At 72.2% G+C, this 21829-nt stretch carries 20 protein-coding genes; 8 read left to right on the top strand and 12 right to left on the bottom strand.

All coding sequences use genetic code 11. The features are described from left to right. Positions 1 to 7: 7 nt before the first annotated feature. Entirely contained in the window at positions 8 to 655 is a 648-nt protein-coding gene (locus ACN6LM_RS07125; protein WP_445064447.1) for a YoaK family protein, read from the top strand. A 125-nt stretch (positions 656 to 780) separates the two neighbouring features. Here ACN6LM_RS07125 and ACN6LM_RS07120 read toward each other — a convergent pair whose 3' ends face one another. Further along, positions 781 to 1041 (bottom strand): type B 50S ribosomal protein L31, encoded by a 261-nt coding sequence (locus tag ACN6LM_RS07120; protein ID WP_161210646.1) that lies wholly within the window; start codon positions 1039 to 1041, stop codon positions 781 to 783. A gap of 331 nt (positions 1042 to 1372) precedes the next feature. On the opposite strand from ACN6LM_RS07120, the gene ACN6LM_RS07115 reads away from it, so the two are divergent. After that, positions 1373 to 2797: a SpoIIE family protein phosphatase gene (locus tag ACN6LM_RS07115; RefSeq protein WP_445064409.1), complete on the top strand. Its 1425-nt coding sequence runs from the start codon at positions 1373 to 1375 to the stop codon at positions 2795 to 2797. A 54-nt stretch (positions 2798 to 2851) separates the two neighbouring features. On the opposite strand, the gene ACN6LM_RS07110 is transcribed toward ACN6LM_RS07115, so the two are convergent. Next, positions 2852 to 4345 (bottom strand): DNA-binding protein NsdB, encoded by a 1494-nt coding sequence (locus tag ACN6LM_RS07110; RefSeq protein ID WP_445064408.1) that lies wholly within the window; start codon positions 4343 to 4345, stop codon positions 2852 to 2854. A gap of 231 nt (positions 4346 to 4576) precedes the next feature. Here ACN6LM_RS07110 and ACN6LM_RS07105 point away from each other — a divergent pair, with 231 nt between their 5' ends. Then, positions 4577 to 5713, top strand: a complete 1137-nt coding sequence (locus ACN6LM_RS07105; protein ID WP_445064407.1) for an aminoglycoside phosphotransferase family protein — start codon at positions 4577 to 4579, stop codon at positions 5711 to 5713. A gap of 87 nt (positions 5714 to 5800) precedes the next feature. Here ACN6LM_RS07105 and ACN6LM_RS07100 read toward each other — a convergent pair whose 3' ends face one another. Beyond that, entirely contained in the window at positions 5801 to 7132 is a 1332-nt protein-coding gene (locus ACN6LM_RS07100; protein ID WP_445064406.1) for an N-acetylmuramoyl-L-alanine amidase, read from the bottom strand. A 348-nt stretch (positions 7133 to 7480) separates the two neighbouring features. On the opposite strand from ACN6LM_RS07100, the gene ACN6LM_RS07095 reads away from it, so the two are divergent. Then, on the top strand, positions 7481 to 9694 hold the full coding sequence (locus ACN6LM_RS07095; protein WP_445064405.1) for a terpene synthase family protein: 2214 nt from the start codon (positions 7481 to 7483) through the stop codon (positions 9692 to 9694). Positions 9695 to 9750: 56 nt separating this feature from the next. On the opposite strand, the gene ACN6LM_RS07090 is transcribed toward ACN6LM_RS07095, so the two are convergent. Both ACN6LM_RS07090 and ACN6LM_RS07085 read right to left on the bottom strand, forming a co-directional pair. Next, positions 9751 to 10251 (bottom strand): hypothetical protein, encoded by a 501-nt coding sequence (locus ACN6LM_RS07090; RefSeq protein ID WP_026171499.1) that lies wholly within the window; start codon positions 10249 to 10251, stop codon positions 9751 to 9753. Between the two features lie 113 nt (positions 10252 to 10364). Next, the gene (locus ACN6LM_RS07085) at positions 10365 to 10772 is read right to left on the bottom strand and encodes an ACT domain-containing protein (RefSeq protein WP_445064404.1); all 408 of its coding nucleotides are present in this window, start codon (positions 10770 to 10772) and stop codon (positions 10365 to 10367) included. A 108-nt stretch (positions 10773 to 10880) separates the two neighbouring features. Between ACN6LM_RS07085 and ACN6LM_RS07080 the strand changes: the two genes are divergently transcribed. Continuing rightward, positions 10881 to 11954 (top strand): right-handed parallel beta-helix repeat-containing protein, encoded by a 1074-nt coding sequence (locus ACN6LM_RS07080; protein WP_445064403.1) that lies wholly within the window; start codon positions 10881 to 10883, stop codon positions 11952 to 11954. A gap of 35 nt (positions 11955 to 11989) precedes the next feature. Further along, positions 11990 to 13051 (top strand): methyltransferase, encoded by a 1062-nt coding sequence (locus tag ACN6LM_RS07075; RefSeq protein ID WP_445064402.1) that lies wholly within the window; start codon positions 11990 to 11992, stop codon positions 13049 to 13051. 68 nt (positions 13052 to 13119) lie between these two features. Here the strand turns inward: ACN6LM_RS07075 and ACN6LM_RS07070 are convergent, their stop codons facing one another. The 7 genes from ACN6LM_RS07070 to ACN6LM_RS07040 all read right to left on the bottom strand — a co-directional run bounded on the left by ACN6LM_RS07070 (position 13120) and on the right by ACN6LM_RS07040 (position 18384). After that, positions 13120 to 13452, bottom strand: a complete 333-nt coding sequence (locus ACN6LM_RS07070) for a TcmI family type II polyketide cyclase (protein ID WP_164404356.1) — start codon at positions 13450 to 13452, stop codon at positions 13120 to 13122. A gap of 20 nt (positions 13453 to 13472) precedes the next feature. Next, on the bottom strand, positions 13473 to 13952 hold the full coding sequence (locus ACN6LM_RS07065) for an SRPBCC family protein (protein ID WP_445064401.1): 480 nt from the start codon (positions 13950 to 13952) through the stop codon (positions 13473 to 13475). Position 13953: 1 nt separating this feature from the next. Continuing rightward, on the bottom strand, positions 13954 to 14211 hold the full coding sequence (locus tag ACN6LM_RS07060; protein WP_164404358.1) for an acyl carrier protein: 258 nt from the start codon (positions 14209 to 14211) through the stop codon (positions 13954 to 13956). Between the two features lie 48 nt (positions 14212 to 14259). Then, positions 14260 to 15498, bottom strand: a complete 1239-nt coding sequence (locus ACN6LM_RS07055) for a beta-ketoacyl synthase N-terminal-like domain-containing protein (RefSeq protein ID WP_445064400.1) — start codon at positions 15496 to 15498, stop codon at positions 14260 to 14262. Then, complete coding sequence (locus ACN6LM_RS07050) at positions 15498 to 16757, bottom strand: beta-ketoacyl-[acyl-carrier-protein] synthase family protein (RefSeq protein ID WP_445064399.1); 1260 nt, start codon at positions 16755 to 16757, stop codon at positions 15498 to 15500. The genes ACN6LM_RS07055 and ACN6LM_RS07050 overlap by 1 nt, the downstream gene beginning before the upstream one ends. Then, complete coding sequence (locus ACN6LM_RS07045) at positions 16754 to 17188, bottom strand: cupin domain-containing protein (protein ID WP_018102923.1); 435 nt, start codon at positions 17186 to 17188, stop codon at positions 16754 to 16756. Before ACN6LM_RS07045 ends, ACN6LM_RS07050 begins: the two co-directional genes overlap by 4 nt. Positions 17189 to 17262: 74 nt before the next feature. Next, on the bottom strand, positions 17263 to 18384 hold the full coding sequence (locus tag ACN6LM_RS07040; RefSeq protein WP_445064397.1) for a SchA/CurD-like domain-containing protein: 1122 nt from the start codon (positions 18382 to 18384) through the stop codon (positions 17263 to 17265). A gap of 194 nt (positions 18385 to 18578) precedes the next feature. Between ACN6LM_RS07040 and ACN6LM_RS07035 the strand changes: the two genes are divergently transcribed. Together ACN6LM_RS07035 and paaK are read left to right on the top strand one after the other, a co-directional pair. After that, positions 18579 to 20207, top strand: coding sequence for an FAD-dependent oxidoreductase (locus tag ACN6LM_RS07035; RefSeq protein ID WP_445064396.1), 1629 nt, complete (start codon positions 18579 to 18581; stop codon positions 20205 to 20207). Between the two features lie 331 nt (positions 20208 to 20538). Continuing rightward, positions 20539 to 21822, top strand: coding sequence for a phenylacetate--CoA ligase PaaK (gene paaK / locus ACN6LM_RS07030; RefSeq protein WP_445064395.1), 1284 nt, complete (start codon positions 20539 to 20541; stop codon positions 21820 to 21822). The last annotated feature ends 7 nt before the right edge of the window (positions 21823 to 21829 follow it).

Raw genomic sequence — 21829 nt, 5'->3', positions numbered from 1 at the left:
CGCGCTGGTGCTGCTGTCGGCGGCCTCCGGGGCGGCGGACGCGTTCGTCTTCATCGGTGTCGGCCAGGTCTTCGCCGGCGTGATGACCGGGAATCTGGTGCTGCTGGGCGCCTCGGCCGCCGGGGCGGGCGAGGAGGGCGTCCCGCTGCGGGTGGTCGCCGCGCTGGTCTCGTACGGCTGCGGGGTGGCCGGTGCCGCACTCGTGGGTGAGCGGATGTGGCGGCGGGTCCCGCTGATGCTGCTGGCCGAGGTGGTGCTGCTCGCGGCGGGGGCGGGGCTGTGGGCGGCCCGGCAGGCGTCGTCGGACGCGGACCGGCTGGGTCTGCTGGTGCTCATGGGGCTCGCGATGGGCATCCAGGGCCGGGTGCGGGCGACGCCCACGAACTACTTCACCGGGACGCTGACGTCGCTCGTCGGCCGCTTCGCGGTGGGCGCGTGGCGGGGCGACGACGGCTGGGCCGCCGGGCGGCTGGCCGCCGTGGTGGCGGGGGCCGCGCTCGCGGCGCTGACCTTGCGGTGGTGGCCGGCGGGCGGTGCGGTGGCGGCCGCGGCGCCGGCCGTGGCGGCGCTGCTGGTGGAGGCCTCGGCGGGGCCGGGCCGTACCGGAAAGGGGAAGCCCCGGCCGGATCGGGGGAATCCAGCCGGGGCGGCTTGAGTGCGGGCGCTCAGGGCGTCATCCACATATAGGTGAACGATAAACCACCGCGTCCTGTTCCCGGCACTCCCGGCCCCTGACTGTGATCCAGGGCACGACTGCCGGGGGCGCGGACGGCCCTCCGTTCACCGGGCGGCGGGCGCCTCGGTGCCGTAGCGGCGGTGGAACCGCTCGATGCGGCCCGCCGTGTCCAGCACCTGCCGGGTGCCCGTGTAGAACGGGTGGCTCGCCGACGAGGTCTCCACGTCGATGACGGGATAGCTCCGGCCGTCCTCCCACGTCACGCGCCGGTCGGAGTCGGCGGTGGAACGAGTGAGGAAGGCGGTCCCGGCGGCGCGGTCGCGAAAGACCACCGGACGGGAGACGGGATGGATTCGGGACTTCATGAGGCGTTCCTTCCTGGACGCGGACGGTCGTGCGCGGTGACGATGACGGAACCCGGACCTTTTGGGAACGGGATTCGTTTTCGTTCTGCCCGTACAACACGGCCGCCCTCCGCCGCATTCCCGGCCGCCCGCCACCTCGCGACTTGCACCAACCGCCGCCAGCAGCAAGGCTGTTCGAATAGAAATGGGCTACAGTCAGCCGCTGGCATATGCCGGATGCAAGAACGCATCGAGTGTTGCCAAACCCCTTACGGGCCTCTTCCGGCTGTGCGAAAGTCGTATGCGGTCCACCCTTCGTCACTGGTTGTGCCGCCCTGTATCGGAGTACGACATGCCGTCCCCCCTCTCAGCGGACCGCTCCGCCCCGCAGCCACCCGAGCGCGAAGCCGTCGACGCGTTGATCCACCGCACGCGCCGGCTGCGCGGCGACGTGGACGCGGTGCGGCGCGACGCCGTGCGCGTCGACGAGGACGACCCGCGCACGCGCTGGCAGCGGGCGCTGTGCGAGCTCGCGGTGCACCACCTGGACGACCTGGGCGCACAGCTGGGACAGCTCCGTGACGGCCTGCCCCCCGAACCCTCCGAACAGCCCGCGGACGGTGCCGGCGAGCCCGCCGGCTCCCTCATCGGCCGGGTCGGCAGCGCCGAGTGGAATCTGCTCACCGACGAGGTCAGCTGGTCCGACGAACTGTTCCGGATCTTCGGCCGGGACCCCGAGTCGGGCGGCCTCTCGCTCGACGCCCTGCCCTCCCGGCTGCTCCCCGAGGACCAGCCGTTACTCACCGCGCTCGTCACGGACTGCCTGGTGGACGGCAAGCCGATAGACGGCGAGTTCCGCATCCGGCACACCGACGGGCGCGTCCGGACCCTGCACATGATGGGCGAGCCCGTTCTCGACACGGACGGCTGCACCGCCTCCATGTGGGCCGTCCTGCGCGACGTCAGCGCGCTGCGGCGCAGCCAGCAGGTGGTGCGCAGCACCCATGACTCCCTGCACCGCGACCAGCCCGGGACCGGGCGCCGGGCCGCGGCGGAGCCGGAGGCAGCCGTCCTCCCCCCGTGGCAGACCTCCCTCCGGCTCCCCGGCCACGGGCCCGGCGCTCTGGACATCGCCGCGCACTACCTGCCGTCCAGGACGAGCGCCCTGGTCGGCGGCGGCTGGTACGACGCCATGGAACTGCCCGACGGCAGGACGATGCTCACCGTCGGCGATCTCACCGGCCACGGCGTCCAGGCCACCTCCGCCATGGCGGTGGTGCTGGGCGCGGTGCGCGGCATGGCGATGGCCGGCATCGAGCCCGGCGCCCTCCTCGGGCACCTCAACCAGTTGGTGGAGACCTCCATTCAGCCGGCACTGGGCAGCGCCGTGTGCGGCAGGTTCGACCCGGCCACGCGCACCCTGGACTGGGCGCAGGCCGGACACCCCGCACCCCTGCTCTTCCGCGACGGCACCGGACGCCCGCAGCCCCTGCCGGACGGGGTGCTGCTCGGAGCGTCCTCCGGGGCCGCCTACGAGCAGGACGAGGCGCACCTGCTGCCCGGCGACGTGCTGGTGCTGCACACCGACGGACTGGCCCGCGACGACACCGCCGGGCACGGCGGTGCGCGCCCGGGCACGGAGACGCTGCTGGGGCTGGCCCCGCGCTTCGCCGAGGCCCGCTCGGCGCAGGAGTGCGTACGGATCGTCGTCGAGGCGTTCGGCGGGACCGAGCGGCTGGACGACGCGTGCGTGCTGATCGCCCGCGTCGGGGCGTAGGGAAGCGGCAGTCGCCCTCGGCGGAGCCCGCTGCTCATCGCGTCCCGGGACTCCTCAGATCTCGGCGCTCCTCGACTTCTTGCGCTGGCTCGGCGGCACGGCGAGCTCGATCTCCTCGCGCAGGTCCTCGATCTTCGCGTAGCCGGAGAACTGCCCGGTCAGCCGGTACATCTCGCGCAGCCGGTCCCAGGTCCGGTGGGAGGAAGTCTCCCCCATCGTGACCAGGGCGAGCCGCGCGTAGCGGTCGGCCTGTTCCGGGTCGTCGGCGATGAAGCACGCCGAGGCGAGCGAGATGTAGTCGAAGATCTTGGACCGCTCGCGGCCGTTGACCCGCAGTTCCAGGGCCTGCTTCGCGTGCCGTTGGGCGATGACCGCCGCCGCGGGCTCGTGTTCCGCGAGCGTACGGAAGGCCAGGGCCTGCATGCCGTGCATGTCGGCCTCGTCGAACATCTGCATCCAGCTGGGCGGGGGCACGTCGGTCTTGTCCGAGACGAAGAGCTCCTCGGCCCGGCCCAGCGTGCGCCGCATGGCCTGCCCCCGGCCCATGGACGCCTGCGCCCACGCCTCGATGGTGCAGAGCATGGCCTGGGTGCGCGGCAGGACGGTGTCGCCGGAGCCCGACTTGGCGAGCTTCATCAGGTCCAGCGCGTCGTCGGGGCGGCCCAGGTGGACCATCTGACGGGCCGCCCGGGACAGGGCCTCACCCGCGCGCGGGCGGTCGCCGCCCTCCCGGGCCGCGTGCGCGGCGATGACGAAGTACTTCTGCGCGGTGGGTTCGAGGCCCACGTCGTGCGACATCCACCCCGCCAGGACGGCGAGGTTGGCGGCGACGCCCCACAACCGCTGCTGGAGGTGGGCGGGGTGGTGGTACGAGAGCATCCCGCCCACCTCGTTGAGCTGGCCCACCACGGCCTTGCGCTGGAGTCCACCGCCCCGGGACGCGTCCCAGGCGCGGAAGACCTCGACGGACCGCTCCAGCGCCTCGATCTCCTCGGAGCCGATGGGAGCGGCCTCGTACAGGTCGAAGCCTGCCGGATCCGCGTGCACCGGGCCGCCGGTGCTCGGGGCGTCGGCCGCCAGTACGGGGTCGGTGTGCAGCCAGTCGTGCATGGGGCCGGCGATGGCGGAGCCGGCGGCGAGCGCGGCGCCCGCGCTCATCAAGCCGCGTCGGTTGAGCATGAGGTCCATTCCCGTGAATTCGGTGAGGACCGCTGCCGTCCGCTCGGGCGCCCACGGGAGTTGCTCGGGATTGTCCTGCGTCCCGGCCTCTCGCCGCTTCCCCACACGCCCGCGCCGGCCGAACCCGAGGTCCTCGATGGTCACGACACGACCGAGCCGCTCGGTGAACAGAGCCGCCAGCACCTTCGGCACGGGATCGCGGGGGGACTCCCCCATGTCGATCCAGCGCCTCACGCGCGAGGTGTCGGTGGCCAGTTGGGGGTGGCCCATGGCCGCCGCCTTCCGGTTCACCATTCTCGCGAGTTCGCCCTTGGACCAGCCGGCAAGGCCGAACAGGTCCGACAGACGGGTGTTGGGTTCTCCGGTCACGTCAAGCCCCCAGGTTCTCGGCTGTGTTGACAGTAACCCCGTGTCAGATGCCTTGCGACTATTCGCCAGGGTTCGCCAGGGTGCGCTATGTCGAGAGACACCCGCGCGCCGGTGTCAGGTAGGAAAGCGCAACCCCGCCCGGCAGCCCTAGGTACTCCCCAGGGTGCCGAACGGCCGCCGGCCGGGGTGGCGCACGCAACTTGTCGGCGCACGAAGGGATCTGTATCGCCCATGTACACAGCATCGTCCTCCGTGTCCGCCCCGCCCCGGCCGCTTCGCCCCCTCCAGGCGGGCGGCGGACCGTATCTCGACCCGCGCGCGACCGTCCCGGCCCCCGGCATCGGGCGGCCCCGGCGGCCGGGAGGGCCCGGTGTCCCCTCCCTCGGCGGCCGGCTGGACCTGTCGGGCCCCCAGGGCGCCCAGCTGAGGATGGTGATCGCGTCCGTGCACCGGATCTGCCCGGAGTTCAATCCGGTGCAGGTGCTGCGGCGCAGCGGGCGTTCGGTGCTGCTGGTCGGCTCCACGGGGCGCGCGACGGCGGTGGCGAAGTGTTTACTGGACCACTCCCCCGAGTGGTCGGAGCGATTCCGGCACGAAATAGGGGCATACCGGGCGTTCGTCCGGCACCGCCCGCCGGTACGAGTGCCCCGGCTCATCGCCGCCGACCCGGAGAACTGCACCCTGGTCATCGAGCGGATGCCGGGCCGGGTGGCCGCCCTGACGCGCCACCCGGCCGAGGCGCCGCCGCGTGCGGACCTGCGGGCCGTCCTCGGGGCGGTGGGCCGGGTGAACGCCTGGCGTCCGCCGGCGGGCCTGTTCGAGGCGCCGTTGGACTACGCGGCGCGGATCGCCCGCTACCACGAGCTGGGTCTCTTCACCGACCGGGACCTGGGCGACCTGCAGAAGCTGCTGCACGGGATCGCCCACTCCGGCGGGCGCCACGGGATGGGGCAGTTCTGCCACGGGGACGCGCTGCTCTCCAACATCCTGCTGTCGCCCACGGGGCCGGTGCTGGTGGACTGGGAGCACGCGGGCTGGTATCTGCCGGGGTACGACCTGGCGACGCTGTGGACGGTGCTGGGTGACGCCCCGGTGGCCCGGCGCGAGATCAGCAAGATGGCGCAGGTCGCCGGTCCGGCGGCGCGCGACGCGTTCCTGGTCAACCTGATGCTCGTACTCACGCGGGAGATCCGCCGGTACGAGACGGCCGTGCAGCGGGCCATGCGGGAGGCCGGTCCCGCCCGGGCCGTGCCGGAGCGGCCGGGTGCGCTCGCCCCGGGCGAGGAGCAGCGGTTGCTGCTGCGCCGGCTGCACGACGACTGCGCGATGGCCCGGAACGCCGTGCGGGCGGCGGTCGGCACGCGCTGACCGCCCGGCCCCATGGGGCGCGCCGCGGGTCCGGTGCCGACACACCGGGCTCGCGGCGCGCTGTTGTGCGCGTGCCGGACCCTGGCTTCAGCGGGCGCGCACGACGTCCACGTCGGACGCCTTGACGAAGGCGACGCGGTGGCCGATCTGAACCGTCACGTACTTCTCCTCGCCCTTGAAGTACGCGTGGTCCAGCGGGTATGAGGCGTCGATCGTCGGTGCGTAGAAGAAGCCGGTGGGTGCCTCGCCACCGCCGGGGTAGGACTGGCCGGCCTTGATCGTGTACTGGAGGGGCGCGCCGACCCGCTGGTCCGCGAAGTCCGCCGGGTACTCCGACTTCTCCGGGTAGGCGACCCCGTACACGGGCACCTCCGCTCTGCCGGCCTTCGGGCGGACGACGTAGCCGGAGGTGGGGACGGTGGTGCGGGTGTGGGCGGGGGTGCGGAACCACGCCTTCTCGCCGTACCACCAGATGGCCGTCCAGCCGGGGGCGCGGCCGGCGACGACGGCCTGCTGGGTGGCGCTGATCTTGCTGCCCCAGTCGGCGGCGCAGTTGGTGCCGGGCGAGCCGTCCGGGTGGACGCCGGGGTCGGAGAAGAGGGGCGCGTCGTCGGAGGGGGCGGTGTGCAGCGGGACGGCGCTGGAGCCCTGGACGGGCAGGTCCACCTTCTTCTCGCAGTCGCGGAACGCCTGCTTGTTCCTCTTGAAGCCCGGGCTGACGGTCACCAGCTGACTGCCGGGGCGGGCGGTCGGCACGGTGGGCCTGCCGAGCAGCGTCATGAAGTGGTTCCAGTCCCAGTAGGTGCCCGGGTCCCAGTGCATGTTCCTGGTGCCGGCGGCGCTGGTGGGCGGGACGCCGTCGTGGCCGATGATGTGCTGGCGGTCGAGGGGGATGTCGTACTCGGCGGCGAGGTAGCGCACGAGGGCGGCGGTCGAGCGGTACATCTCGGGGGTGTACCACTGGGCGCCGTCGACGGCGACGCCTTCCTGCTCGATGCCGATGGAGTGGCTGTTGACGTACCAGTTGCCTGCCTGCCAGGCGACGTCCTTGTTCTTGACCATCTGGGTGACGTGCCCGTCGGCGGAGCGTACGACGTAGTGGGCCGAGGTCTGCTTCAGCGGGTTCTGGAAGATCTTCAGAGTGGTGTCGAAGTCCTCCTCGGTGTCGTGCAGCACGATGAACTTGATCTTGTTGGTGTGCGGCCGGTCGGCGGTGTCGTAGTTGCCGTACGTCTCCTTGTCGGCCGGGTCGCCGGTCTGCTGGTAGGCGGCCGGTACCCAGTCGCAGGCGAGACCGCGCGGGCACTCGGGCCGGACCCCGTCGGCGCCGGCCGGGGCGGCCGGGCTGAGCAGTGCGAGGCTCAGCGCCCCGGCGGTGGTGAAGGCGAGTGCGAGCCTGGTCCTCTGCTTGGACGTCATGACAACCCTTCGTAGAGCCGGGTGGAGCCGTGGCGGGCGTGCGCGCACACTCTGTGACCTGAGGTGAAGAGGCGTCAAGAGTCCAGGAAGGGCCGCGCGTTGAGCCACTGGACCAGACCACTGACAGGGCCGTTGACCTGCGAAGGGCGGGAAACGGCGGGGGTGTGGCGATCGGGCGTTACCAGGGTTTTACGCGCCCGGACCGGCACAGGTGTCCCTCGAACGGGCGCTCTGCGGTGTGACTAATCGCGCGGGTGCGTGCCCCGAACGGACCAAGGGTAGTGCTGGCGCCGACAGGACCGATGCGCGTGGTTCCCACGCAATGGCTCTCGGAAAGGCCGGACGCACATGGCTCAGCCGTTCACCCTGCCGGACTTCTATGTTCCGTATCCGGCGCGTCTCAACCCCCACGTGGAGGAGGCCCGGCAGCACACGAAGACGTGGGCGCGGACCATGGGGATGCTGGAGGGGTCCGGTATCTGGGAGGAGAAGGACCTCGACGCGCACGACTACGCGCTGCTCTGCGCGTACACCCATCCCGACTGCTCGGCGGAGGCGTTGTCGCTCGTCACCGACTGGTACGTGTGGGTCTTCTTCTTCGACGACCACTTCCTGGAGCTGTTCAAACGGACCCCGGACCGCGAGGGCGGCAAACGGTATCTGGACCGGCTGCCCGCGTTCATGCCGATGGAGCGCGGCGCGCCGGTGCCCGAGCCGGAGAACCCGGTGGAGGCGGGGCTCGCGGATCTGTGGGCGCGTACGGTGCCCGCGATGTCGGACGCGTGGCGGGTCCGGTTCGCGGAGTCGACCAGGAACCTGCTCAACGAGTCGCTGTGGGAGCTCGCCAACATCAACGAGGGCCGCATCGCGAACCCCGTCGAGTACATCGAGATGCGCCGCAAGGTGGGCGGGGCCCCCTGGTCGGCCGGGCTCGTGGAGTACGCGGCCGGGGCCGAGGTACCGGAGGCGGTCGCCGGTGAACGGGCGCTGCGGGTGCTCCGCGACGCGTTCTCTGACGGGGTCCATCTGCGCAACGACCTCTTCTCGTACCAGCGCGAGGTGGAGGACGAGGGTGAGAACAGCAACGGGGTGCTGGTCCTCGAACGCTTCCTCGCCTGCTCGACGCAGGAGGCGGCCGAGGCGGTGAACGACCTGCTGACGTCCAGGCTCCAGCAGTTCGAGAACACCGCGCTGACCGAGGTGGGCCCGCTCTGCGCGGCCAAGGGGCTGGACGCGGCGCAGACGGCCGCGGTCGGGGCGTACGTGAAGGGGTTGCAGGACTGGCAGTCCGGCGGCCATGAGTGGCACATGCGCTCCAGCCGCTACATGAACGACGGCGGCGCCGGCGATCCCGAGCCCGGCTTCGGGATGTCCGCCGCGTCGATCCGGTTCACCCGGCGCTCCGAGTCGGCCCGGCTGCGCAGCCACAGCCATGCGCTCTTCCAGCACGTGGGCCCGTCCCTGCTGCCCGACTTCGACCTGCCGTTCGACACGACGTTGAGCCCGCATCTGGAGGGCGCCCGCGAGCGGCTGGTGGTCTGGGCGGACCGGATGGGCATCCTGGGGCCGCAGCCCGGGGTGCCGGGTTCGCACATCTGGGACGAGGAGCGGCTGCGGGCGATCGACCTGCCGCTGTGCGCGGCCGGTATCCACCCGGACGCGACGCCGGACGGGCTCGACCTGTCCTCGGGGTGGCTGGCGTGGGGGACGTACGGCGACGACTGGTTCCCGGTGGTGCACGGCCGGTCACGGGACCTGGCGGGGGCCCGGCTGGCCAATGAGCGCCTGTCGCTCTTCATGCCGCTGGACGGGGGCCCGGTGCCGGAGCCGGTCAACGCGCTGGAACGGAGCCTCGGCGACCTCTGGCAGCGTACGGCGGGGCCGATGGACGACGCCGGGCGGCGCGCGTTCCGCAAGTCCGTCGAGGACATGACGGAGAGCTGGCTGTGGGAGCTGGCGAACCAGGCGCAGCACCGGATCCCCGATCCGGTGGACTACGTCGAGATGCGGCGCATGACGTTCGGCTCCGACCTGACGATGAGCCTGTGCCGGATCGGGCACGGCCGCAAGGTGCCGCGGGAGATCTACGAGAGCGGCCCGCTGCGTTCCCTGGAGAACGCGGCCGCCGACTACGCGGCGCTGCTCAACGACCTGTTCTCGTACCAGAAGGAGATCGAGTACGAGGGCGAGGTGCACAACGGGGTCCTGGTCGTGCAGAACTTCTTCGGGGTGGACTATCCGACCGGGATGGCGATCCTGTACGACCTGATGAAGTCGCGGCTGCGGCAGTTCCTGCATGTCGCCGAGAACGAACTGCCCGTGCTCTACGACGACTTCGGCCTGGACGCCGAGGCCAGGGAGACGCTGGCGGGCTATGTGCAGGAGCTGAAGCACTGGCTCGCGGGGATCCTGATCTGGCACCGGGGCTGCCGGCGCTACCGCGAGGAGGATCTGCGGCGGGGCACCGGCGCCCCGTGGCACCTCAACGGCCCCACAGGGATGGGCACTTCGGCGGCGAAGGTGGCGGCCCTGTTCGGCCAGTTGTCGGGAGCGAACGGGTAGCTCCCGCCGGTGCGCCTCGGTCACCGGGCGATGCGGCCCGGTGACCGGGGGTGTGCTCAGCCCTGCTGGAAGAGTTCGGCGGGCAGCGGCTTGAGGAGGGCGTACAGGTCGTCGGTGATGGGCCGGTCCCAGCTGGCGATGGTGACGAGCACACCGTCGCTGCGGTCGAACTGCACACACGAGATGCGGCTCTCGGAGAGCTTCACCCGGCGCACGATCATGAGGTTGTCGCCCTGCATGACGGGCATGTCCTCGGTGCCGGTGACCTCGACCGGCTCGTCGTTCTCCAGCGCCAGCAGCAACTGGGCCACCTCGAAGGGGACCTGCCCCTCCTCGGTCTCGCGCGCGGGCGAGCCCTCCGGCAGGTTGCCGATGATCATCGCGGGGCCGCGCCCGCCGAACAGGTCGTACCGGAGGAACACACCCTGGCAGCTGCCGTCGGGGGCGGGGAGCAGGCCGGCGCCGAGGTTGCCGGGCCAGTCACCGGGGTCCATGGCCAGGACGTCGAAGTCGGGGCCCGCGGGTGTGGCGGCGCTGCGGCGGCGGAGGAAGGACATGCACACATGTTACGTGTCCTGGCTCACCTCGCCGAGCCGGGCCCGGACCGGCATATGCCCAGGCCCGGGGGCACACCTCCGCGCACCGCACACCTCCACCGCGTGCACACCTGTCACCCGGTACGCGACTCCGCGGCCAGCCGTTCCAGTACGGCGACGGCCTCGTCCACCCGCTCGTACGGCACGAAGAGGTGGTCGTGGTGAAACCCCGCCACCACGTTGCAGCTGATCCCCGCGTCGGTCAGGGCGAGCGAGACGGCGGCGGTCAGTCCCACCGCCTCCAGTGCCGAGTGCACCCGCAGGGTGATCCAGCCGGCGACATAGGTGTACGCCAGCCCGGCCGCCGCGGCCTCGGCCTCGGGGAGCACCAGGGTGAGCCCTTCGCTCTCGCGGACCGTGACGACGGGTGCGGCACCGTCGGGGAGGATGCCGTCGGCCACGGTGGCGTAGACGTACCGGCCGGGGTGCGGCTCGGGGCTCAGGCCGCTCAGCAGGACTCGGAGATCTCGTTCGGCTGTCACGGCCACCACGCTAGCGAGAGGGGGCAGGCGTGAGCCATTCGGGCACGCCCCGCGTCCAACCGCTCACCGTGCGTGGCACCGAGCCGGGATCGCCCATAGCTTCGGCTCATGAGGAAACGACACATCACTCGCCTCGTGAGCATCGCAGCCGCTTCGGCCGCCGGACTGGCCGCGGCGGTGCCGTCCGCACCGGCCGCCGCGGCCGGCGCGCGCGTGGTGTCACCGGGACAGTCCATCCAGGCGGCGGTGGACGCCGCACGCCCCGGGGACACCATCGTGGTCCGGCCCGGGACCTACCGCGAGAGCGTCCGGATCAGCACGCCGGGCCTGACCCTGCGCGGCTCCGGGGACGCCACGGTCATCATGCCCGCGGCCGGCCGGGCCGCCTCCGGCGACGACTGCGCGGGCGCCGGCAACGGGATCTGCGTCCTGGGGACCGCGGACGACACCGTGGACGGGGTGACCGTCAGGTCCCTGCGCGTCACCGGGTTCGCCCGCAGCGGCCTGTGGGCGTCCTGGACGGACCGGCTCTCCGTCCGCTCGGTGACCGCCGACACCAACGGTGTCTGGGGCATCGCGCAGCAGCGGTCCACCCGCTCCGACATCCGGGACAGCACCGCCCGCTCCAACGGGGACGCGGGCATCTTCGTCGCCAACAGCGTCGACGAGGAGGGCGGCGCCACCGACACCGGCGGCACCCGGGTCCGGGGCAACACGCTGACCGACAACCGGATCGGGTTCACCGCGCGGCGGGTGCGCAACCTGTCGGTGCGCGACAACACCCTCACCGCCAACTGCAGCGGGGTGTTCGTGGTGGGCGACGAGGGCACCCCGCGGGCCGGCGCCCTGTCGGTCCGCTCCAACCGGATCACCGGCAACAACAAGTTCTGCGCCGCCACCGACCGGCTGCCCGCGATCCAGGGTTCCGGGATCGTGCTGACCGGCACCGAGTCCACCGAGGTGCGGAACAACGTGATCCGCGACAACGTGGGCGCGACCCCGCTGTCGGGCGGCGTCGTGCTCTTCAAGAGCTTCGTGGGCGCGAAGAACACCGACAACACCGTCAGCGGCAACGTCGTGCTCGGCAACCTGCCGGCGGACCTGGCGGACCGGGACACCGGTACGGGCAACCGGTTCACCGGCAATGTCTGCACGACCTCCGCACCGGCCGGGATGTGCTGACCGGTGACCCCCCGCACGAGGAGAAGTGAGACGGCATGACCACCGTGAGCACCACCCCCGGCACCACTCCCGTCCAGCCCCTGCCCACCCCTCAGCCCGCGATGCGGCTGCGCGAGCTCGTGTTCGGCGCGGCCCGTTCCGCCGCCGTGCGCGCCGTCGCCCGGCTCGGTGTCGCCGACGCGCTCGGCGAGACCCCCGAGACCGCGGAGCGGCTCGCCGAGGCGGTGGGGACCGAGCCCGGGCCGCTGCGGCGGCTGCTGCGGGCACTGGCCTGCTACGGCGTCTTCTCGGAGAACGCCGACGGCACCTTCGCGCACACCGACATGTCCCGGCTGCTGCGGGAGGACGCCCCGGACAGCCTGCGGGCGATCTCGCTGTGGTGCACGGAGCCGTGGACCTGGGAGGTCTGGCCCCACCTGGAGGACGCGGTCCGCTCCGGCGGCAACGTCTTCGAGGACGTGTTCGGCAAGGAGTTCTTCGACTACCTCCACCAGGACGCCCACGAGTCGGCGCAGGTGTTCAACGCGGCCATGACCACCTCCAGCGTGCAGTCCGCGCTGGACGTCGCCGCGCTGCTCGACCTCAGCGGTGTCGCGTCGGTGGCCGACATCGGCGGCGGCCAGGGGCATGTGCTGGCGAGCCTGCTGGAGAAGCACCCGTCGGTGAGCGGCACCCTGATGGACCTGCCGGGGGTCGTCGCCCGGGCCGACGCGCGGCTGCGGGACGGCGGCGCGCTGGCCGGGCGGGCGTCCATCGTCGCCGGGGACTGCCGGGAGGGCATCCCGGTCGCCGCCGACCTCTACATCATCAAGAACATCCTGGAGTGGGACGACGGGAGCACCCGCCGGGCGCTCGCCGCCGTCGTCCGGGCCGCCCGTCCCGGCGCCCGGGTCGTCGTCATCGAGAACCTGGTGGACGACACCCCGTCGATGCGGTTCACGACCGCCATGGACCTGCTGCTGCTCCTGAACGTGGGCGGCGCCAAGCACACCCGGCAGAGCCTGGTGGACCGGCTCTCCGAGGCGGGGCTGCGGATCGACGGCGTCCGGCCGGTCAACCCGTATCTGCACGCCTTCGAGTGCGTGGTGCCGGACTGACCTCCGTGCGTACGTGAAACCGCCCCGGTCCCCTCCGAAGAGCAGGGACCGGGGCGGTTCCGCGTCGCTCACGTGGTGGCGTCGCGCTCCCAGCGGTAGAACTCCCGGGCCATCGCGTCCTTGGGGCCGCGCCAGGTCTCGGGGTCGTACGGGCTGACGAAGGCGGTGAGCCGTTCGCTGATGGCCCGGAACTCCGGGTGCTCCGTCACCTTGGCGATCTCCGGGCCCGGCGGGCGCTCGGACTCGATCATGTGCAGGTAGACGTCGCCGAACTGGAAGAGCTTGCGGCGGGTGACCCCGACCAGGTGCGGCAGTTCGCTGTTGTCGGACGCGGCGAACAGTTCCGCGATGTCCGGGCCGGATCCCGGCGCCATCCGGGCGACGATCAGTGCGTGGTGCATGAGTGGTGCCCCTCTGCCGGTCAGTTGGCCGGGACGGCGGCGGAGCGGCCCTCGCGGTCGCGCTGCTCGATCTTGTCCCGGATCAGCGCCATCTGGACCTTGGAGTTCCGGTTGATGTTGTCGGTCATCCAGGCGTCGTCCACGGGCGCGTCGGGGCGCATCGCGAAGTCCTGCTGCCAGTGCATGCGGGTGCCGCCGGGGACCTCGGTGTACTCCCACCGGATGTCCATGTGCTGGAACGGTCCGGGCTCGACGCGGCGGGCCCGCACCGTACGGCCCGGCCGGTCGGTGGTGCGCTCGGAGACCCAGCTCCACACCTTGCCGTTCTCGTCGGGGTGCATGGTCAGGCGGAAGGTGGTGCGCTCGCCGTCCCGTTCCATGACCTCGACGGCCGCGTACTCGCTGAAGAGCTCCGGCCAGTTCTCCAGGTCGTTCGTCATGTCCCAGACGAGGTCCAGGGGGGCGGCGATGACGATCTCGTTCTCGGTGTGTCCGGACACGTCAGGCTCCTGTCATGAGGCTGTTGTTGACGAGGTCGAGGAACTCGCGGGGCGTCTTGCACCGGTCGGCGTCGGCCGGCAGCGGCTGACCGTGCCGGTTCTCGAGTACGCCGACGATGCCCAGCAGGCCGAGGGAGTCCAGGCCGTACTCCTCGAAGGCGGCGTCGGAGCGGTTCTCCATCTCCTTGGGGTCGACGGAGAGGCCGGCGCCCTTCTTCATGAGGGTGGCGAGTTCTGCGTACGTCAGTCGTTCGGTCATGAGGGACATCTCCTTCTCACGAGGGGTGGGCGCGAGGGGCGGACGGGCTCACGCGGGGCGCCGGAGCACCAGGGCCGCGTTGGAGCCCATGAGGCCGCGGCTGAGCACGAGCGCGGTGCGCAGTTCGGCGGGGCGGGCCCGCTCGGTGACGACGTCGAGGTCGTGGCAGACCTCGAAGACGTTGGGTGTGGGCGGGACGAGGCCGTTCTCCATGGCCAGGACGGCCGCCGCCGCGTCCAGCACCGGACCCCCGCAGTAGGCCCGGCCGATGCCGGTCTTGGGGGCGGTCACGGGGACGCGCCGGCTGTGCGGGCCGAGCGCGTCGGCCAGCGCCAGCGCCTCGGCCCGGTCGGCGGCCGGGGAGCCGAGCGCGTCCGCGAAGACGACGTCGACCTCGTCGGGGGCGCAGCCGGCTTCCCGCAGCGCGCCCTCGATGGCATGGGCGAGGCCCTCGCGGGACTCCTCCCAGTGGGCGGCCGTGGTGAAGGTGGCGGCGTGGCCGGCGATCTCCGCCCGGACCCGGGCACCGCGCTCACGGGCCGTCTCCTCCTCCTCGACCACGAACATCGCGCCGCCCTCGGCGGGCACGAAGCCGCAGGCGTCCGAGGTGAACGGCCGGTAGGCGCGCGTCGGGTCCTCGGCTGCGCTCAGATCGCGGTAGCCGAGCTGGCAGACCACGGAGTACGGGGCGAGCGGGGCCTCCGCGGCGCCGACCACGACCGCGTCGGTGCCGCGCCGCACGGAGCGGTCGGCGTGCGCGAGGGCGTCGAGCCCGCCCGCCTCGTCGCTGGCCACCACCGCGCACGGCCCCTTGAAGCCGCCGCGGATGGAGATCTGGCCGGTGCTCGCCGCGTAGAACCAGGCGATCGACTGGTAGGGGCCGACGTACGTGGAGCCCTGGCCCCACAGCCGCTGGAGTTCGCGCTGGCCGAACTCGCCGCCGCCGGAGCCGGCCGCGGTGACCACGCCGACGCCGAACGGCCGGTCCTCGTAGTCGGCGCGGCCGAGCCGGGCGTCGTCCAGCGCCATGTCGGCGGCGGCCATCGCGAAGTGCGTGAACCGGTCGGTCTGGACGAGGTAGCGCTCCTCGATGAGTGCGACCGGGTCGAAGCCGCGGACCTCGCCGGCGACGTGCAGCGGCAGGTCCTCGCACCCTTCGCGGGTGACCCGGTCCAGGACGCTCATGCCCTCCTGGGTGCGCTTCCAGAAGGCTTCGGTACTGGTGCCGTTGGGTGCGACGACGCCGATGCCGGTGACAACGGTGCGCCGGGCCTTTCGGGTGCTCATCAGGTCCTCCCTCGGGTCAGGGCCACCGCGGACTGGAAGCCGCCGAAGCCGCTGCCGACCGAGAGGACGCTGCGCAGCTTCAGGGGGCGGGCGGTGCGCGGCACGTAGTCGAGGTCGCACTCCGGGTCCGGGGACTCGTAGTTCGCCGTCGGTGGCACCGTCTGGTTGACCAGGGCCAGGACGCAGGCGGCGATCTCGATCGCCCCGATCGCGCCGAGGGAGTGGCCCACCATCGACTTGATGGAACTCATCGGCACCTTGTGGGCGTGCGCGCCGAGAGCCCGTTTGACGGCGGCGGTCTCGTGCCGGTCGTTCTGCTTGGTGCCCGATCCGTGCGCGTTGACGTAGTCGATGTCCTGCGGGGAGATCCGGGCGTGGCCCAGCGCGTGGTTGATGGCCTCGGCCATCTCCAGGCCCTCGGGGGTGAGCCCGGTCATGTGGTAGGCGTTGCCGAAGGTGGCATAGCCGGCGATCTCGCAGTACACCGTCGCCCCGCGGGCCCGGGCGTGTTCCAGTTCCTCCAGGACGAGTACGGCTCCGCCCTCGCCCATGACGAAGCCGTCGCGGCGTGCGTCGAAGGGGCGGGAGGCGTGTTCCGGGTCGTCGTTGTTGGGGGACGTCGCCTTGATCGCGTCGAAGCAGGCCACGGTGATCGGGGTGATCGGCGAGTCCGACGCACCCGCTATGCAGACGTCGACCCGGCCCTCCTCGATGGAGTGGAAGGCGTAGCCGATGGCGTCCAGGCCCGAGGTGCAGCCGGTGGACACGGTCTGCACGGGGCCGTGGGCGCCGACCTGCTCGGCGACGGCGGAGGCCAGCGAGCTGGGCGAGAAGGCGCGTTCCAGGTGGTGGCCGGCCCGCCGGTGGTCGACGTCCCAGCGCGCGCCCTTCTCGCTGACGGCGACGTAGTCGTGCTCCAGCCGGGTGGTTCCGCCGACCGCGGTGCCGAGGGAGACCCCCATGCGCCAGGGGTCGGTGTGCTCCGGGTCCAGGCCGGCGTCGGCCAGCGCCTCGCGGGCGGCGACCATCGCGAACTGCACGTAGCGGTCCGCGCGTGCGGTGTCCTCGTCGTCGAGGCCGTGGGCGGCCGGGTCGAAGTCGCACTCGGCGGCGATCCGGGAGCGGAAGCCCGCGGGGTCGAAGAGGGTGATGCCCCGGGTCGCCGTGCGGCCGTTGGAGAGCAGGTCCCAGAAGGCCGGGGCCCCGATGCCGCCCGGGGCGACGACGCCGACTCCGGTGACCGCCACCCGCCGGGTCATGAGGCGGCCTCGGTTCGTTCTGGCGGCGCGCCCCGCTCGGCGGTCTCGGTCACCTCGGTGTCGACGTGGCCGAGTTCGGGGCGGGGGGCGAGCGGGCCGAGGTGGAAGACCATGCGGGCCTCGGTGTCGCCGACGTTGCGGAAGCGGTGGCGCACGTGCGGGGGGATCAGCAGGCCCTGGTCGGGGCGCATGGTGTGCGTCTCCCCGTCCAGGTCGACCTCCAGGTGCCCCTGCACGACGTACACGAACTCCTCGGAGTACGGGTGGTAGTGCTCGCCGATGCGGTCGCCGGGGTCGACGAGGGCGAGGCCCATGAAGCCACTGGTGGCGCCCACCGCGGTGGGGGTGAGCAGGGCGCGCAGGTCGCCTCCGCGCCTGGTATTGGGCTGGGTCTCACTGAGGTCCACGATGCGTGGCCGGTGGGTGGTCATCTCTGCTTCTCCTCCTGGGCGCGGGGCGCGTGGTGGTGACGGGTCGGGCGAGGGCCCGGGTGCCGGAGCGCGGTTCAGGAATCGGCGGCGCGCCGGTCGGTGATCAGCCGCATCTCGGACCGGGCGAGGAAGCGCGCGGCGTCCTCGTCGGTGGCGGGGACGGTGTTCGCCTCTCCGGCGAGGAGGCGGGCCAGTCGGGCCGCCTTGCCGGGGCCGTGGATGCCGAGGGCCTGGGAGGGCTGCGCGTCGAGCGGGCCGTCGGCTTCCAGGAGGCGTACGACGACGTCGTCGCGCTGGAAGATGGTGCTGCTGTCGATGGGGCTGCCGGTGTCGTCGGCGGCCTCCTCGTCGTGGCCGGCCAGGAGGCGGGCCAGGGCCATGCCGCAGCCCTCCTTGGCCTGGTAGAACACGGCGTGCCGGTGCAGGCTCTCGGGGGCGTGGCGGCCGGCCGACACGTGGTGCACGGTCGGCAGGGCCGCGCGGGTGAAGAACATGCGGGCGGAGTCGGGGTCGGCGAGGTCCCGGTCCTGTTCGAGGTAGGGGTTGATGGCCTCCTCGACGGCGCGGATCTCGGGCTGGCGGGAGACGTGGCGCAGCGCGGCCATCAGGTCGCCCTCGACCTCGACGGCGCGCACCACGCGGTTGCCGTGCATGAACAGCGAGGTGCGGCGCAGCCGGGTGTGGTCGTCCACGCGGGAGCGGGGCGACTCGTAGTCGGCGAGCAGCTTCGCGACGATGTCCTCGGTGCCGGGCTTCACCGTGAAGGTGAGCGCGTGGCGCACGATGCCGTCGCCGAGGCGCGGGGAGGTCTGGAGGCTGCCCCTGGCCGGGTCGGGGAGGGCCTCGAAGCCCTTGCCGGTCTCGCGCAGCACGCTGAACCGCAGCGACCTGGTGTCGCGTACGCAGCTGTGCAGGGGCTGCACGGTGGCGACGTGCTCCTCGCTGTTCACCCAGGCGAGGAAGGGCGGGGCGCTCTCCCACTCGCTGGTGATCAGCCACTGCGAGGGGTTCTCGATGGACTGGCACAGCTGGTCGCTGATGTGTCCGGGGATGGAGGCGACCTGGTTGCGCATGTGCTCGTACGCCTCCAGGAACTGCTTCTGGGCGCCGTCGTGCAGGTCCAGCAGCAGCACGACGCGCAGCCGGGATCCGTCGAAGGCGGACTGTGAGATCCGTTCCGAGAGGGTGGTGGTCATCTGGCGAACTCCTTCGACGAGGGGAGGCAGGAATGCGGGGAGGCCCGGCCGCCTCCGTGACCGATCGTGAAACGCTGGTCCGCCCGACGCGAGATTTATGAACCGTTCAGGTGAGCAGGCGTCCGAAGGGCTCCGACCCGGCCCGGCACGGGCATGGACAGAGCATCTGTACGGCGTCGGAGCTGGAGCAACTGATGAACGAGAACGTCGACCTCCACGTACCGGTCCTCATCGTGGGCGGCTCGCTGGTGGGTCTGTCCGCGTCCCTTTTCCTCGGCCGGCTCGGCATCGAGCACCTGCTGGTCGAGAAGCACGCCGCCACCTCGACCCATCCGCGTGGCCGCGGCAACAACGTGCGCACGATGGAGGTGTTCCGCCGTGCGGGTGTCGAGCAGGAGATCCGGGCGGCCGCTTCGGTGCTGGCGGACAACCACGGCATCCTCCAGGCCGGCTCACTGACCGGCGAGGACCAGGAGTGGCTGTTCAAGGAGATCGACCCGGGCGGGGCGCTCGCCCGGTTCAGCCCGACGGGCTGGTGCCTGTGCAGCCAGAACGACCTGGAGCCGGTCCTGCTGGAGCGGGCCCGGGAGCAGGGCGGTGATCTGCGCTTCTCCACGGAGATGATGTCGTTCGACCCGGACGCCTCAGGGGTCACTGCGGCCCTGAAGAACCGGGAGACCGGTGAGCACACGACGGTGCGGGCGGACTACCTGATCGCGGCGGACGGGCCGCGCAGCCCGGTCCGTGAGCAGTTGGGCATCGGCCGTTCGGGGGCCGGCGACCTGTTCCACAACGTGAGCGTCACCTTCCGGTCGCGCGGGCTGGCGGAGGTGCTGGGCGACCGGCGCTTCATCGTGTGCTACCTGACGAACCCGGAGGCGGAGGGCGCGCTGCTGCCGGTGGACAACGAGCGGGAGTGGGTGTTCCACGCCCCGTGGCAGCCGGAGCGGGGCGAGACGCTGGAGGACTTCACGGACGAGCGGTGCGCCCGCCACATCCGTACCGCCGTCGGCGCGCCGGACATCGACGTGGAGATCACCGGCAAGGCGCCGTGGCACGCGGCGGAGCGGGTGGCCGAGCGGTACGCGCGGGGGCGGGTGTTCCTGGCCGGTGACTCGGCGCACGAGATGTCCCCGACCGGGGCGTTCGGCTCGAACACCGGCATTCAGGACGCGCACAACCTGGCGTGGAAGCTGGCGGCGGTGCTGCGGGGCGAGGCGGGCCGGGGGCTGCTGGAGACGTACGGGCAGGAGCGGCTGCCGGTGGCGCGGGCGACCAGTGAACGGGCGTCGGCGCGATCCGAGGAGCACAGCCACCCCGGCTACGCTCCCCCGCCCTCGGTGGGCGGGGGCAAGCGGGGCGGGATGCTGAACGTGGCGCTGGGCTACCGCTACCCGGCGGGCGCGGTGCTGGGCGTGGCACCGGGCACGCCGGTGGTCCCGGAGGGAATGCGGCTGACGGGCGAGCCGGGCAGCCGGGCGCCCCACCTCTGGGTGCGCCGGTCCGGGGAGCGGATCTCGACGCTGGATCTCTACGAGCGCTCGTTCGTGCTGCTGGCGGACGGCGCGGACACGGTGTGGCGGCGAGCCGCGGCCCGGGTCGCGGACCGGCTGGGGGTGCGGCTGGACGCGTTCGGCATCGGTGCGGGCTCCGATCTGGAGCCGGAGGACGGCGCGGACTGGGCCGAGGCGCACGGGACGGGCCGGGGTGGCGCGTTGCTGGTGCGCCCCGACGGCTTCGTCGCCTGGCGTACGGAGTCGGGCTCCGAGGACGCCGAGGCGACGCTGCACGACGTCCTGGTGACGCTGCTGCACCGGAACTGACCTAGCGTCATTTCTGTGATCGGACCCCGAACGACCGGAGGGCGGCGAGGAATCCCTCCGGTCGTTCGGCGTGTACGGGACGGCCGGCGTCGGTGGCGGGCACGACCGGCCGGTCGTGGTCCAGCTCCTCGTCCGGCCGTGCGGGGGGGCCGGGGCGGATCGAGCGGGAGGAGCGGCTGCCGGCGGTCCTGGGGAGCGGGCGTATGCGCGGTCCGGTCCGGATGCGTCACCCCTCTTGCCAGGCGGTGCAAGATCCTGAATTACTGCTCCCGGAGGAAGCGACCGAATGATCGGTCGCCCGCACGGCACGCGCGGACGAGGGAGGCCCGACATGACGGCTCTGCTGGACACGGCGGAACGGATGAGCCGCACCGAACTGGAGGCGCTCCAGCTCGAACGGCTGCGGGCCACCCTGCGTCACGCCTACGAGAACGTGGCGCACTACCGGGCCGCGTTCGACCGCGCGGGGCTGAAACCCGAGGACTGCGGCTCGCTCGCCGACCTGGCCCGTTTCCCCTTCACCACCAAGGCGGATCTGCGGGACAACTACCCGTTCGGGATGTTCGCGGTCCCCGAGGACCGGGTGCGCCGGGTCCACGCCTCCAGCGGGACGACGGGCCGCCCGACCGTCGTCGGCTACACCGGGAAGGACCTGGAGACCTGGGCCGACGTGGTGGCCCGCTCCATCAGGGCGGCGGGCGGGCGGCCGGGGCACAAGATCCATGTGGCGTACGGCTACGGGCTGTTCACCGGTGGCCTCGGGGCGCATTACGGGGCGGAGCGGCTGGGCTGCACGGTGATTCCGGCGTCCGGCGGCATGACGGCCCGCCAGGTCCAGCTGATCCAGGACTTCCGGCCCGACATCATCATGGTGACGCCCTCGTACATGCTGACCATCCTGGACGAGTTCGAACGGCAGGGCGTCGATCCGCGTACGACCTCGCTGAAGGCGGGGATCTTCGGCGCGGAGCCGTGGACGGAGGAGATGCGGCGCGAGATCGAGGAGCGGTTCGCGATCGACGCGGTCGACATCTACGGCCTGTCCGAGGTGATGGGTCCCGGTGTGGCCCAGGAGTGCGTGGAGACGAAGGACGGGCTGCACATCTGGGAGGACCACTTCTATCCGGAGGTGGTCGACCCGTTCACGGGCGAGGTGCTGCCCGACGGGGAGCGGGGCGAGCTGGTGTTCACCTCGCTGACCAAGGAGGCCATGCCGGTGATCCGCTACCGGACCCGGGACCTGACCCGGCTGCTGCCCGGAACGGCGAGGGTGTTCCGGCGGATGGAGAAGGTCACCGGGCGCAGCGACGACCTGGTGATCCTGCGCGGGGTGAACCTCTTCCCGACGCAGGTCGAGGAGATCGTGCTCCGTACCCCGGGGGTGTCGCCGCACTTCCAGCTGCGGCTGACCCGGGAGGGCCGGCTCGATGTGCTGACGGTGCGGGCGGAGGCCCGGCCGGGGGCGACGGCCGGGGAGCGGGCGGCGGCCGCGGTGTCCGTCGCGGCGGCGGTGAAGGACGGGATCGGGGTGTCGGTGGGCGTCGAGATCCTGGATCCGGAGACGCTGGAGCGGTCGGTCGGCAAGTTCCGGCGGATCGTGGACGAGCGCGGGTGACCGGCCA

The sequence above is a fragment of the Streptomyces sp. SAS_281 genome (genome assembly GCF_052542855.1).
This window is presented reverse-complemented; position numbering and strand designations above follow the sequence as displayed.

What these genes read in the sequence shown, in the direction of transcription:
- ACN6LM_RS07060 (WP_164404358.1), bottom strand. Translation starts at nt 14,211, where the DNA reads ATGACCGAACGACTGACGTACGCAGAACTCGCCACCCTCATGAAGAAG.
- ACN6LM_RS07050 (WP_445064399.1), bottom strand. Translation starts at nt 16,757, where the DNA reads ATGACCCGGCGGGTGGCGGTCACCGGAGTCGGCGTCGTCGCCCCGGGC.
- ACN6LM_RS07035 (WP_445064396.1), top strand. Translation starts at nt 18,579, where the DNA reads ATGAACGAGAACGTCGACCTCCACGTACCGGTCCTCATCGTGGGCGGC.
- ACN6LM_RS07090 (WP_026171499.1), bottom strand. Translation starts at nt 10,251, where the DNA reads ATGTCCTTCCTCCGCCGCCGCAGCGCCGCCACACCCGCGGGCCCCGAC.
- ACN6LM_RS07075 (WP_445064402.1), top strand. Translation starts at nt 11,990, where the DNA reads ATGACCACCGTGAGCACCACCCCCGGCACCACTCCCGTCCAGCCCCTG.
- ACN6LM_RS07115 (WP_445064409.1), top strand. Translation starts at nt 1,373, where the DNA reads ATGCCGTCCCCCCTCTCAGCGGACCGCTCCGCCCCGCAGCCACCCGAG.
- ACN6LM_RS07045 (WP_018102923.1), bottom strand. Translation starts at nt 17,188, where the DNA reads ATGACCACCCACCGGCCACGCATCGTGGACCTCAGTGAGACCCAGCCC.
- ACN6LM_RS07100 (WP_445064406.1), bottom strand. Translation starts at nt 7,132, where the DNA reads ATGACGTCCAAGCAGAGGACCAGGCTCGCACTCGCCTTCACCACCGCC.
- ACN6LM_RS07120 (WP_161210646.1), bottom strand. Translation starts at nt 1,041, where the DNA reads ATGAAGTCCCGAATCCATCCCGTCTCCCGTCCGGTGGTCTTTCGCGAC.
- ACN6LM_RS07080 (WP_445064403.1), top strand. Translation starts at nt 10,881, where the DNA reads ATGAGGAAACGACACATCACTCGCCTCGTGAGCATCGCAGCCGCTTCG.
- ACN6LM_RS07040 (WP_445064397.1), bottom strand. Translation starts at nt 18,384, where the DNA reads ATGACCACCACCCTCTCGGAACGGATCTCACAGTCCGCCTTCGACGGA.
- ACN6LM_RS07070 (WP_164404356.1), bottom strand. Translation starts at nt 13,452, where the DNA reads ATGCACCACGCACTGATCGTCGCCCGGATGGCGCCGGGATCCGGCCCG.
- paaK (WP_445064395.1), top strand. Translation starts at nt 20,539, where the DNA reads ATGACGGCTCTGCTGGACACGGCGGAACGGATGAGCCGCACCGAACTG.
- ACN6LM_RS07095 (WP_445064405.1), top strand. Translation starts at nt 7,481, where the DNA reads ATGGCTCAGCCGTTCACCCTGCCGGACTTCTATGTTCCGTATCCGGCG.
- ACN6LM_RS07055 (WP_445064400.1), bottom strand. Translation starts at nt 15,498, where the DNA reads ATGAGCACCCGAAAGGCCCGGCGCACCGTTGTCACCGGCATCGGCGTC.
- ACN6LM_RS07105 (WP_445064407.1), top strand. Translation starts at nt 4,577, where the DNA reads ATGTACACAGCATCGTCCTCCGTGTCCGCCCCGCCCCGGCCGCTTCGC.